The 12588-nt window shown below is 30.2% G+C and carries 13 protein-coding genes; 3 read left to right on the top strand and 10 right to left on the bottom strand.

Features of this window, described 5'->3' with window-relative positions; translation table 11 throughout:
* Positions 1–176: 176 nt before the first annotated feature.
* Positions 177–1373 (bottom strand): acetate kinase, encoded by a 1197-nt coding sequence (locus EDC18_RS01285; protein WP_132249468.1) that lies wholly within the window; start codon positions 1371–1373, stop codon positions 177–179.
* A gap of 46 nt (positions 1374–1419) precedes the next feature.
* A complete protein-coding gene (gene pta, locus EDC18_RS01280) occupies positions 1420–2418 on the bottom strand; it encodes a phosphate acetyltransferase (protein ID WP_132249466.1) in 999 nt (332 codons plus the stop codon).
* A 412-nt stretch (positions 2419–2830) separates the two neighbouring features.
* Between pta and EDC18_RS01275 the strand changes: the two genes are divergently transcribed.
* Positions 2831–4084, top strand: coding sequence for a nucleotidyltransferase (locus EDC18_RS01275; protein ID WP_132249464.1), 1254 nt, complete (start codon positions 2831–2833; stop codon positions 4082–4084).
* 153 nt (positions 4085–4237) lie between these two features.
* Entirely contained in the window at positions 4238–5185 is a 948-nt protein-coding gene (locus tag EDC18_RS01270) for a hypothetical protein (protein ID WP_132249462.1), read from the top strand.
* Here EDC18_RS01270 and EDC18_RS01265 read toward each other — a convergent pair.
* The 7 genes from EDC18_RS01265 to EDC18_RS01235 form a co-directional block, all read right to left on the bottom strand.
* Positions 5162–5689 (bottom strand): vacuolar family H+-ATPase subunit H, encoded by a 528-nt coding sequence (locus EDC18_RS01265; protein ID WP_132249460.1) that lies wholly within the window; start codon positions 5687–5689, stop codon positions 5162–5164. The genes EDC18_RS01270 and EDC18_RS01265 overlap by 24 nt on opposite strands.
* A gap of 40 nt (positions 5690–5729) precedes the next feature.
* A complete protein-coding gene (coaD, locus tag EDC18_RS01260; RefSeq protein WP_132249458.1) occupies positions 5730–6203 on the bottom strand; it encodes a pantetheine-phosphate adenylyltransferase in 474 nt (157 codons plus the stop codon).
* Positions 6204–6265: 62 nt separating this feature from the next.
* Positions 6266–6817 (bottom strand): 16S rRNA (guanine(966)-N(2))-methyltransferase RsmD, encoded by a 552-nt coding sequence (gene rsmD / locus EDC18_RS01255; protein ID WP_132249456.1) that lies wholly within the window; start codon positions 6815–6817, stop codon positions 6266–6268.
* Between the two features lie 423 nt (positions 6818–7240).
* Complete coding sequence (locus EDC18_RS01250; protein ID WP_132249454.1) at positions 7241–7441, bottom strand: alpha/beta-type small acid-soluble spore protein; 201 nt, start codon at positions 7439–7441, stop codon at positions 7241–7243.
* Between the two features lie 174 nt (positions 7442–7615).
* The gene (gene recG / locus EDC18_RS01245; protein ID WP_132249452.1) at positions 7616–9661 is read right to left on the bottom strand and encodes an ATP-dependent DNA helicase RecG; all 2046 of its coding nucleotides are present in this window, start codon (positions 9659–9661) and stop codon (positions 7616–7618) included.
* A 105-nt stretch (positions 9662–9766) separates the two neighbouring features.
* Positions 9767–11431 carry a DAK2 domain-containing protein gene (locus EDC18_RS01240; RefSeq protein WP_207669141.1) on the bottom strand — a complete coding sequence of 555 codons (1665 nt, stop codon included), beginning with the start codon at positions 11429–11431 and terminating at the stop codon, positions 9767–9769.
* A 27-nt stretch (positions 11432–11458) separates the two neighbouring features.
* Positions 11459–11812, bottom strand: a complete 354-nt coding sequence (locus EDC18_RS01235; protein ID WP_132249448.1) for an Asp23/Gls24 family envelope stress response protein — start codon at positions 11810–11812, stop codon at positions 11459–11461.
* Between the two features lie 279 nt (positions 11813–12091).
* On the opposite strand from EDC18_RS01235, the gene rpmB reads away from it, so the two are divergent.
* Positions 12092–12277 (top strand): 50S ribosomal protein L28, encoded by a 186-nt coding sequence (gene rpmB, locus EDC18_RS01230; protein ID WP_132249446.1) that lies wholly within the window; start codon positions 12092–12094, stop codon positions 12275–12277.
* Positions 12278–12367: 90 nt separating this feature from the next.
* On the opposite strand, the gene EDC18_RS14430 is transcribed toward rpmB, so the two are convergent.
* Positions 12368–12511: a hypothetical protein gene (locus EDC18_RS14430; protein ID WP_165878415.1), complete on the bottom strand. Its 144-nt coding sequence runs from the start codon at positions 12509–12511 to the stop codon at positions 12368–12370.
* Positions 12512–12588 lie beyond the last annotated feature (77 nt).

Raw genomic sequence — 12588 nt, 5'->3', positions numbered from 1 at the left:
CTTGCTTGCAAGGATTTGGAAATTATATTTTCAACGAAGCTTGTGGCTCTTAGTAAGAGTCATAGGCTAAGGTACTCTATTATAAAAATCTTAAAGTGTAAAAGAAAGTTAGACCAATAGACTAACTTTCTAATTTACTCATATTATTATCATATATATTAAAAAGTGTATATTTATTATTTATTTACTATTGTTACAGTTTCTTGAGCAATCATTAATTCCTCATTTGTTGGTATTACAAAAGTTTTAACAGTTGCGCCTTCTGCTGAGAAATCTCTTTCTGTTCCACGGCAATTGTTTTTCTCTTCATCTACTTTTACACCAAGATATCCTAAATAATCACAAACATCTTTTCTCATATCTTTGTTGTTTTCACCAAGTCCAGCAGTGAATACGACAGCGTCTACACCATTCATAGCTGCTGCATATGCACCAATGTATTTTGCAACACGGTAATTGTAAACATCCATGGTTAAGATTGCTTTTTCATTGCCTTTTTCCATTTCATCTTCAATATCTCTAAAGTCACTAGATACTTCTGAAATTCCTAGAGCTCCTGATTTTTTGTTTAGGATGTCCATAATTTCTTCTATTGTTAATTTTTCTTTTTTGTGTAAGAATTCAAAGATAGCTGGATCAATGTCACCACTACGCGTACCCATGATTAATCCTTCTAATGGTGTTAATCCCATACTTGTATCTACAGATTCTCCACCTTTAACAGCACAAATACTTGCACCATTTCCTAAGTGACATACAATGATTTTTGTATCTTTAATGTCTTTCCCTAACATCTCTGCTGCTCTTTTTGAAACAAAGCTATGAGATGTTCCATGGAAACCATATCTTCTAATCTTGTGTTTTTCATATAACTCATATGGTAAACCATAGATGAATGCTTTACCTGGCATTGTTTGGTGGAAAGCAGTATCAAACACACCAACCATAGGTGTGTTAGGCATTAATTGTTTACACGCATCAATACCAATTAAGTTAGCTGGGTTATGAAGTGGTGCTAAATCACTACAAGCATCAACCGCTGCAATAACATCATCTGTTAATAATGTTGATGTACTAAATTCTTCTCCACCATGAACAATACGATGTCCTACAGCATTAATTTCATCTGTACTTTGAATCACACCATAATCTTTGTCCATTAATGCATCTAAAACATATTTTACAGCATCTTTATGACTAGGCATTGCACCTTCAATGATTACTGTATCGCCAACTTTTGGCGTATGTTTTAAACGACTACCATAAATACCGATACGTTCTGCTAAACCTTTAGCTAAAACTTCTGTGTTTGACATGTCAATTAATTGATATTTTAATGAGGAACTTCCACAGTTAATTACTAATACTTTCATTTTTTCTCTCCTTTATATATGTATGACTAGTTCACTAGCCATGTTCTTATTTTTGATTTTGGGCTTGTACAGCTGTAATGGCAACTACGCCAACGATATCTTCTGCTGAACAACCACGGGACAAATCATTTACTGGCTTTGAAATACCTTGTGTTACAGGACCATAAGCTTCTGCTTTAGCCAATCTTTGAGTTAATTTATAACCTATATTACCTGCATCTAAGTCTGGGAATATTAATACATTGGCTTTTCCTGCTATTTCACTTTCTGGTGCTTTAGAAGATCCTACTGACGGTACAATAGCTGCGTCTAATTGGAATTCTCCATCTATTTTAATGTTTGGATAAGTTTCTTTTGCGATTCTTGTTGCTTCAACTACTTTATCTACATCAGGGTGTGATGCACTGCCTTTTGTTGAAAATGATAACATACCAACAACTGGCTCTTCACCTACTAATGCTTTAAATGAATTTGCAGAACTTCCTGCAATAGCCGCTAATTCTTCAGCATTTGGATGAGGTACTAATCCACAATCAGAGAATACAAATGTACCATTTGATCCGTATTCACAATCTGGAACAACCATTACAAAAAATGATGATACTAATTTTGTTCCTGGTGCTGTTTTTAAGATTTGTAAAGAAGGTCTTAATACATTAGCTGTTGAATTAACTGCTCCTGCTACCATCCCATCAGCAAATCCTTTTTTAACCATCATTACACCTAAGTATAATGAATCTTTCACTAGTAAGTCTTTAGCTTGTTCACTTGTCATACCTTTGCTTTTTCTTAATTCTACTAATGTGTCTACATAATCATCCATTTGATCAAAATTAGTAGGCTCAATAATGGTTGCTTTTTCGATATTTAACCCTTTAGCAACTTCAGCAATTTCTTCTTTATTACCAACTAAAATAATATTTGCAATATCTTCTTCTAGAATTGTATGAGCTGCTTCAACAGTTCTTCTTTCTAGTGACTCTGGAAGTACGATAGTTTGTTTGTTTTGTTTAGCAGTTTCTTTAATTTTATCAATAAAACTCACTTTAAAAACTCCTTTCAACTTTAAATTGACCAACTACTATCTAATTTAGTCGTGGTATTATTTTGCATAATCATTACATCATTTCTATTATAAACCATATGTTTATTGTATACAATATGTATTTGACATTTTTTGCAATTATATTCCAATCATATCTTTATTTTAATAAACATTGTTTATAAATCAAGAAAACTATATTATAATATAAAATGATTTGTCAATAATTCTTAAGGATATATTCATTCATCTTTTCTTTTCAAAAGACACTCTTCATAGAGTAGTTGATATTTAAATCCTTAGAAACAAATTTGCTATTATACATAATCATAACATAAATTTTAAGTCTTGAAAAATTTATTGGCAATGTAATTAGTTTTTGACTTTACTAATTTGCCTAAAAAGGAGTTATTTTATGCGTGTTGTCGGTTTAATTGTAGAATATAATCCATTTCATAATGGACATGCTTATCATTTAAATAAATCCAAGGAAATTACAAATGCAGATTTTGTTATTGCTATTATGAGTGGTAACTTTTTACAAAGAGGGACTCCTGCTCTAATAGATCAATGGACAAGAACAGTAATGGCTCTTGAAAATGGTGTTGATTTGGTTATTCAATTACCAGTTTACTACTCTACCTCTAGTGCTGAATATTTTGCAAATGCCTCTATTGAAATTTTAAATAATCTTGGTATAGTTGATTCAGTTTGTTTTGGTAGCGAATGTGGTAATATAGAATTGTTGACAGAAATATCAAGAATTCTTGTGAATGAGCCTAGTGAACTTAAATGCCTAATAAAAGATTATCTAGGAAAAGGACTAAGCTTTCCAAAGGCAAGATCCAAAGCCTTACTGGATTTCTTTAAGAATCAAAATAGGTATACCAATATTGATGAATTAGAAAAAGTGTTGGATTCTCCTAATAATATCCTTGGCATTGAATATATTAAAGCCTTGCTAAAATCCAAGAGTTCAATCAAGCCACATACAATTACAAGGCAAGTTACAGGCTATCATGATATTTCTATTGAGAAACCCATTGCTTCAGCCACTGGTATCAGAGATTTCTTATCTAATAATGAAGAAATTAAACCACTTCAAAAAAATGTACCTAATAATACTTTTGACATAATGAGCCGTTTTTATAATAAAAGTTTTCCTGTTTTTATAGATGATTTTTCTGAGTACCTATTTTACAAATTATTAAGTTGTACCCCTACACAATTACAAAGTTATCTGGACGTGTCAGAAGGCCTTGAAGATAGAATCTTCAAGTATTCTAAAGAATGTAATAAGATTTCCACTCTAATTGAAAAAGTAAAAACCAAGAGATTTACTTATACCAGGATACAAAGAGCCCTCATCCATATATTATTAAATATCAAAAAAGATGATTTTCAGGTATTATTGAATACTGATTTAATTTATTATATAAAGTACTTAGGATTTAAAAAAGAGAGCCAAGAGCTACTTAAAAACATCAAATCTAATTGTACCTTACCCATTATATCAAATACTAATAAAGCCCTTGGGAATTTGACTAGCCCTGCTTTAAAAATGTTGGAAAAGGATTTATATGCAACTCATTTATACAATCTTTGTGTGTCCCAAAAATTCAATACCCAATTGAATAGTGATTTGACACAAAAGTTTATAATTACTTAATACTTAATCAAAACAGCTCTTTCCTAACAAATGGATAAGTGGCTGTTTTCTTTAATCGTACTTATCATAAATTTATATCTCTTTGAAAAAATCCTTCATTATTTTCTCTTTTACATAATATACTATTCTTAAGTACAAACAGTAGAGTTGATTATGATTAAATTTAAAAAAAGATATTTACTTTATATTGGAGTAATTTTGATTCTTATTAGTCTTATTATAGCACCTAAATACACCTTTGAAGCTGCTACTGAAGGTTTATTATTATGGTCAAATGTTATTGTGCCATCATTACTACCTTTTATTATTGTTTCTAATTTAATAATACAATTTAATATTGTTAGATATATAAGTATTATTTTTAACCCTATTATGAAATACGTCTATAAGTTACCTGGTGTTGCTGGCTATGCTTGGGTATTAGGTATGCTCTCAGGTTATCCAATGGGGGCTAAAATTGTTGCTGATTTGCTAAATAAAAATCTTATAACGCAAAAGCAGGCTCAATACTTATTAACTTTTTCTAATAATGCAAGTCCAATGTTTGTTTTAGGTTTTGTGTCTGTAGGCATATTAGACGTAGGAAACTTAGGAATTTATCTTCTTATAATTTTATACATATCAAGTTTATTAACCGGCGTTATTTTTAGTTTTGTTTATAGAATTGATACTAAGAATATTAATAACACAAAAAAATATACATTAGTCAAATCCAATGAAACTGCTTTCAAAATTTTTGATCAATGTATTATTGATGGCGTTGATTTAATTGTTAGAATTGGTGGTTATGTAATATTTTTCTCTATTATCTTAAGCTTGGTTAACCTTATTCCAATTGATTCTTTACTTATAAAGAACTTTTTATTAGGAACAGTAGAAATATCAAATGGCATAAGTCTACTGTCCAAAATACCAAATGGCATAGAAACAAAAATTGTATTAGTAAACACAATAATAGCATTTGGTGGTTTCTCTGTTCATGCACAGACAGCAAGTGTTATTCAAAACACCAATTTATCCATCACGAAATATGTATTGGCAAAATGTGTTAATGCTTTTATCACTTTTTTACTCACTCTACTCTTCTTCATTTTCATATGATGAATTGTTAGAATTTAATTCTTTTCTGTTTTCTTTTACTAAATTAATATCATCCGTTAAGTTGTTTAATAAAGTTTCGTAATTTGTTTTTGCATTATTTAATGTGTATTCTGCAGCCTTTTCTAGCTTTTCTAAAATTTCATCAACATAAGAAATAGCACTTAGACGCATTTCTCTTGCGTCTTCTTTTGCTTTATCAATGATAACTTGTGCCTTTTCATAGGCCTGTTGTATTATTTCATGTTCATTTACTAGAGAACTTATTTTTGTCTCTGCTTGCTTTTCCATTTCTTCAGCAAATTGCTTTGCTTCATTCATTATTTTTTCTTTTTCTTCAATGACTCTAGCAGATTTTTTGATTTCATCTGGAACTTTTAACCTTAGCTCTGTCATTAATTCGTACACATCATCTTTATCAACCACTACTTTATTGGTAAATGGCAAACTATTACATTGTTCAAAAAAGTCTTCTATATCATCTATTAATTGTATAATTCTACTCATCCCAAGAATCCTCCCTTATATATGTATATTACTTAAATTTTCATTTCTTTTTTTCGAACATTTCTTTCACATACTCTGGAACCAATTGACTTATATCCCCTCCGTATTTAGCTACCTCTCTAACAATGCTAGAACTTAAATAAGAATATTCTACATCTGTTACTAAGAAAATGGTATCTATTTTAGGATCTAAAATATTATTTGTTTGTGCAATTTGTAATTCATATTCAAAATCTGAAATAGCACGCAAGCCTCTAATAATAACAGAAGCATTTTTCTTTTTCAAAAATTCTACAAGCAACCCATCAAAGGCTTCTATTTCTACATTTTTCATATCTTTAGTTACTTCATTTAACATATTAACACGTTCTTCTACAGAAAACAACGGACTTTTATTACTATTATTTAATACACCAACAATTAATTTATCAACTAATTTTGCACTTCTTTGTATTATGTTTAAATGGCCTAAAGTCACTGGATCAAAGCTTCCTGGATATACTGCAATTCTCATCTCTTCACCTCATTTGAATTTAACTAATTCTAATTACCCATTTATTTTATTACAATGGCCTTTTAACCATAAATAAAAACATGTTGGTTGGTTTTATATTTCTTTATTTTTTCTATAGAAAAACCCAGTTTATCAATATAGGATAGATCATCATTTATATCACTTTCTATTATAATGATCGTATCTTGGTTGATAATCGTTGATGCCTTTAACTTTTCTAATATTTTTTCTTCTATTCCAGTATTATATGGCGGGTCCATAAATATAACATCAAAAACGTGACCATCACGCTCTAAAATTTCTACAGAATTGATTGCATCTAAAGTATATATTTGGCAATTATCTCCAAGTTTCGTATTATTCAAGTTTATACGAATACTTTCTAGGGCATTCCTGTTGTTTTCAACAAAAACGGCTTTATGAGCCCCTCTACTTAAAGCTTCTATGCCTATGGCACCGCTACCACTAAACAAATCAAGAAAATTGCTTTCTATGATATAAGGATTAATTATATTAAACAATGTTTCTTTAATTCTATCTGTTGTTGGTCTCACATGATGCCCTTCAGGGGCAATCAATTTTACTCTTCTAGCTTTTCCTGCTATAACTCTCATTATCTACCAATCCTTTTCATTTATAATTTTATTTTATAGTAATATGTATATTTGTCAATGTGAAATTGTGATTTTAAAACTTGCTTGCAAGGGTTTGAAAATCACAATTTCAACAAACCTTATGTCTCTTGGCACAAGGGGCATAAGGTGAGTGATTTTAAAACTTGCTTGCAAGGGTTTGAAAATCACAATTTCAACAAGCCTTATGTCTCTTGGCACAAGGGACATAAGGTGAGTGATTTTAAAACTTGCTTGCAAGGGTTTGAAAATCACAATTTCAACAAACCTTATGTCTCTTGGCACAAGGGACATAAGGTGAGTGTTTTTAAAACTTGCTTGCAAGAGTTCGAAAAGAGGCATTAGGTTTTAATACACAAAAAAATGTTACAAAACAGATAGTTTTGTAACATTTTTTCTTAACACTTATCGACTCATTAAGTCTTGTTCCGCACGTTCGATCATTTTTTTAACCATGTACCCACCTACTGAACCATTTTGATAAGATGTTAAGTCACCATTATATCCATCTTTTAATGGTACACCAATCTCATTAGCAACCTCATATTTAAATCTGTTTAAAGCCTCTCTAGCTTGTGGTACTACTGATTTATTTCTACTTGACATAATAGCTCCTCCATTCTTATAATTTTTTTCAGACTTGGTAATTTAATAGTTACTTGATCCTGCATGCATTTCTGTAAAGAAAATGTTTTATAGGTTACAACTATATTATATGTAAAATGTTAATCTATACACTAGAAATTCTTTACATTTTGATTTTAAAAAAACAATCATTATCTAAACAACATAGTGACTTTTAATATAGTGTATTAACCTTTGTTTTAATATCTGATGGGCCTCTAATTCCAAGTCAGGATCTTTGGTATATATTTTTTTAGCAATTGAATTGGCTAACTTTAATAACTCTATATCCTCGAATACATTTCCAAGTTTAAATTCAACCAGACCATGTTGACGTATACCAAATAAATCTCCTTGACCACGTAATTTTAAATCATATTCTGAAATAATAAATCCATTATTATGTTTGCTTAAAACGTCTAAACGCTCTTTCGTTTTTTCATTTTTTGTATCTGTAAGGAGTATACAAAAAGATTGATGCTCTCCTCTACCTACTCTTCCTCTCAATTGATGGAGTTGTGCCAATCCAAATCTTTCTGAATTCTCAATAACCATGATAGTAGCATTAGGTACATTTACGCCTACTTCTACAACAGTTGTAGAAACTAAGACCTGAATTTTATTATCTGCAAAATCTTCCATTATCTCATTTTTTTCTTTGCCTTTCATCTTTCCATGTAAATAAGAGATTTTTATGGATCCATTAATACTCTGTTTGAGTTTTTCAGTGTATTCTACCACAGATTCTAAATCTAGGTCTTCTGATTCTTCAACCATTGGACAAATAATATAGACTTGTCTCCCTTTTTGTATTTCTTTTTCTATAAAACTATAAACACGGCTACGATAACTGGTATCCACTGCATAAGTTTTGATTGTTTGTCTATTAGGAGGCAATTCATCTATTATAGACACATCTAAATCTCCATAGACAATTAAAGCCAAAGTTCTTGGTATAGGTGTAGCACTCATTACTAAAATATGTGGGTTGTTTCCTTTTTGAATCAATGTCTCTCTTTGCTTTACACCAAAACGATGTTGTTCATCTGTAATGACCAAACCTAGATTATTATATGTAACTTTTTCTTGTATAAGGGCATGTGTGCCTACAATAATATCTATTTCTTTATTCCTTATGTTATTGTACATTTCTTTTTTTTCTTTCAAGGTCATAGAGCCAACTAATAAACCTATTCTTATATTGAAGGGTTCTAAAAAATTCTTAAGAGATATATAATGTTGCTTTGCTAATACTTCAGTAGGAACCATAATGGTTCCTTGATACCCATTTTTAGCTGCTAAAGCTAAGGCCAATGCTGCAATAATAGTTTTTCCCGATCCAACATCACCTTGTAATAATCTATTCATCACCTTATTACTATAAAGATCATCTTTAATTTCATTCCAAACCCTTAATTGCGCTTTTGTAAGTTCAAAAGGCAATGACTTTAGAATATCTTTAATCCCTGTATCATCTTTTATTATAACATCCGTACTATCTTGCTCTTTTACAGTTTTTAGACTTAAAAGAGCCATTTGAAATAATAAAAATTCATCAAAAACCAGTCTTTTTCTTGCTTCTTTATATGTCTTCATATTAAAGGGGTAATGAATTTGATTAATTGAATAATTGTATTCTGAAAAACCATGAGCCGTTCTAATTTCTAAAGGTAGAAATTCTTTTAATTGATTCCGGGTTTTTAATAAACCTTGCTTTACAAAATTATTCATATTGTTTTGGGTAAGACCCTTAGTTAATGAATAAATAGGCTGCAAAGCTTCTGTTTTTTTAGTATATTCATCAACACTATATATCTCTGGAGATAGCATTTGTATTTGTCCATATTTATATTCTACTTTTCCTTTAAAAATGAATTTTTCTGATGAATTTAATTTGTTTTTTATATACAATTGATTAAACCATATGATATTGATTAATCCTGTATCATCTTTAACCTTTGTTTTTGTTATTTTGATTTTATTTTTAGCCAATTGGTTAATTGAAGCACAGATACTGCCTTCAATAGAATTCATTTCATCTAATACCATATCTTTTATTTTTAAAGGCTTAGAAAAGCTTTCATAACTTCTTGGATAGTTATGCAACAAATCATCAATTGTAACTATCCCTAATTTGTTTAAATATGTTTTCGTTTTTTCACCTACACCTTTTAAAACCGAAATCGACAAATTTGTCTCCATTATCCTCACCTCTTTTTTAAAAGAATACTTTTATATATTCAAAAGTAGGGCTTATCACTAAAAAACACTGAACACTTTTACTAAGTGATTCAGTGTTTAACTTTTTTATTCAACAGAAATAATGTAATAATAAAGGGGTTGCCCGCCATAATGTATTTCTACATCACATTCTTCATGGGTTCCTTCAATGTATTCTCTTAATTCTTCAACATCCTCTTCTTTTACATCTTGGCCATAGTAAACGCTTATTAATTCAGAGTCTTCATCTATGAGCATTTCTAATAATTCTTTCGTTGAATCATTTATTTCTTTCCCTACCACTAATATTTTTCCATCACCTATACCTAGCAAATCACCTTGTTTAATTTCTTTGTCCTCAATCTGAGTGTCTCTAACAGCATAAGTTAATTGACCCGTTTTAACCAGTCCAACGCTATTATTCATTTTTTTCTCATTTTCTTCTGGTGTTTTCCCATATTCATAATTGATAATGGCATTGATTCCTTGAGGTATTGTTTTTGTAGGGATAACAAAAACTTTTTTGTCCTCTACTAATTCCTGAGCTTGTTGTGCCGCAAGAATGATGTTTTTATTATTTGGTAATATAAATATGTTATCTGCCTCAATTTTACTAATAGCATTAAGCATATCCTCTGTACTTGGATTCATTGTTTGACCACCTTCGATGATGTAGTCAACACCTAATCCTTTAAATATTTCATTTAATCCTTCTCCAATAGAAACCACTATAAAACCAGATTCTTTTCTTTCCTTTGGAATTTCTAATGCACTCACTTTAGAATCACTTTCTTCTAATAATTTCTCATCAACGACTAAAGCACTATGTTGTTCTCTCATATTATCAATTTTTATATTATTTAATGCACCAAATGATAATCCTTTTTGAAGTGCATTTCCAGGATCATTCGTATGTACATGCACTTTAATCATATCATCATCAGAAACCACTACAATTGAATCCCCTATAGAAGATAAGTACGCTTTTAAGTCAGAATCAATTGTTCCATTGTTTTCTTGAGTTAAATTTATAATAAATTCAGTACAGTAACCAAATTCAATATCCTCATCAACTTTTAATGTTACAGTACTTGTTTCTTTTGTAAGAGATTCTTCCACCACATAATTTACTTCTTTTCCATTTAAAACTTCGTAGGCACCAATTAATATATATAATAATCCCTGTCCACCAGCATCTACTACACCTGCTTGTTTTAATACTGGTAACATATCAGGAGTTTGATTTAAAACTTCCTCGCCATAAGCAAGTGTCTCTTTTAGAACATAAATAATATCATCATTATGCTCTGCCAATTCAGTAGCTTTGTCAGCAATACCTCTTGCTACTGTAAGAATGGTTCCTTCTTTTGGCTTCATAACAGCTTTATAGGCTGTTTCAACACCTTGTTGAAATGCATTAGCCATAATTGTTGTATCAATGAATTCATGTTCACTTATTTCTTTTGAAAAACCTCTAAATAACTGAGATAAAATAACACCTGAATTTCCTCTTGCCCCTCTAAGAGAACCAGAAGATATAGCTTTTGCAACGGACTTCATATTCACATCAACAAGACCATTAACTTCCTTAGCTGCTGAAAGAATTGTTAGAGACATATTTGTCCCAGTATCTCCATCTGGAACTGGGAATACGTTCATTTCATTGACAAATTCTTTTTTTGATTCTAGATATTTTGCTCCCGCAATAAATATTTTTTGAAGTGTCTTTGCATCTACTTTATTGATTAACACATCATTGCCCTCCATTCAGTTTTAAGATTAGTCTACTCTAACACCTTCTACAAAGATATTAATTTTTGAAACTTCCATTCCTGTGAATTTCTCAACTTTATATTTTACAGTACTAATTAAATTATCTGCAACAGCTGATATTTTAATTCCATATTCAACAATAACATGAAAATCTATTTCAATTCGATTATCAATAACATTTACCTTAACACCTTTTCCAAGACTTTCTCTTTTAAGAAGTTTAACGATACCTTCTTTGACTGTAATCATAGCCATACCAACGATACCATAACATTCTACTGCAGCTAATCCTGCATACTTTGAGATTACCTCATTATCAACAATAATGTCTCCAATATTTGTCGCCATTCTTCCTTTCATTCTACATACCTCCAGTTCTTTTTATGAAAGTAATTTTACCATTATATAACAGTTAATATACATAGGCACAAATTTTATCTATATTATACCATCTTAATTGTAATTAAAAAACACTTTTTTCTTTGATTTTCAAAATACTACTTAGAAAAACCTTTACTACTCCTTGCTCATGGGTATTTTTTCTATATTTAATAGATTTTTTATGTTGTACTTGCATTCTTATATAATATCTGTTAAAATTGATTTGTTGCGAAGACAGCAGGCGAAGGAGGTGCGGTTATGGCAAAATGTTCAATATGTGAAAAAAGCGTTCACTTTGGTCATAAGGTAAGCCATTCAAATAAAAAATCAAATAAAATGTGGAAACCTAACATTAAAAAAGTTAAAGCAGTTATTAATGGTGCACCAAAAAAAATCAGTGTTTGCACACAATGCTTAAAGTCAGGAAACGTTGTTCGCGCTTAAATAGAACCCTATGGGGTTCTATTTTTTTATTATTCATTTCATCGATCTATTGATACTTTATATAAATTAATCCTAGTATTGCCATTACTATTAACAATCCGTGATAAATCTATACCCTATATAAATCAACCCTAATATTGCAAGTACTGTTAATAATCCTTTAGGTATAAAAAGCATTAAAAACATACCTATGGAAATGCATATTAAAATTAATCCCCCAACTTTTTTCATCATAGGAAACGCCCCCATAAAATATTACTAGTACTATTTTATGACAGATTAATCAGGCTATTACTCTTTTGAGTATAAAA

The organism is Natranaerovirga pectinivora (genome assembly GCF_004342165.1).
Taxonomy (GTDB): domain Bacteria; phylum Bacillota; class Clostridia; order Lachnospirales; family DSM-24629; genus Natranaerovirga; species Natranaerovirga pectinivora.
Note: the sequence above shows the minus strand (reverse complement) of the source record. Positions and strands in the feature narration are given on the sequence as shown.

Coding starts and splice junctions, on each gene's coding strand:
- recG (WP_132249452.1), bottom strand. CDS start 9,661: ATGGAGACAAATTTGTCGATTTCGGTTTTAAAAGGTGTAGGTGAAAAA.
- EDC18_RS01275 (WP_132249464.1), top strand. CDS start 2,831: ATGCGTGTTGTCGGTTTAATTGTAGAATATAATCCATTTCATAATGGA.
- EDC18_RS01265 (WP_132249460.1), bottom strand. CDS start 5,689: ATGAGTAGAATTATACAATTAATAGATGATATAGAAGACTTTTTTGAA.
- EDC18_RS14430 (WP_165878415.1), bottom strand. CDS start 12,511: ATGATGAAAAAAGTTGGGGGATTAATTTTAATATGCATTTCCATAGGT.
- rpmB (WP_132249446.1), top strand. CDS start 12,092: ATGGCAAAATGTTCAATATGTGAAAAAAGCGTTCACTTTGGTCATAAG.
- rsmD (WP_132249456.1), bottom strand. CDS start 6,817: ATGAGAGTTATAGCAGGAAAAGCTAGAAGAGTAAAATTGATTGCCCCT.
- coaD (WP_132249458.1), bottom strand. CDS start 6,203: ATGAGAATTGCAGTATATCCAGGAAGCTTTGATCCAGTGACTTTAGGC.
- EDC18_RS01285 (WP_132249468.1), bottom strand. CDS start 1,373: ATGAAAGTATTAGTAATTAACTGTGGAAGTTCCTCATTAAAATATCAA.
- EDC18_RS01270 (WP_132249462.1), top strand. CDS start 4,238: ATGATTAAATTTAAAAAAAGATATTTACTTTATATTGGAGTAATTTTG.
- EDC18_RS01235 (WP_132249448.1), bottom strand. CDS start 11,812: ATGAAAGGAAGAATGGCGACAAATATTGGAGACATTATTGTTGATAAT.
- EDC18_RS01250 (WP_132249454.1), bottom strand. CDS start 7,441: ATGTCAAGTAGAAATAAATCAGTAGTACCACAAGCTAGAGAGGCTTTA.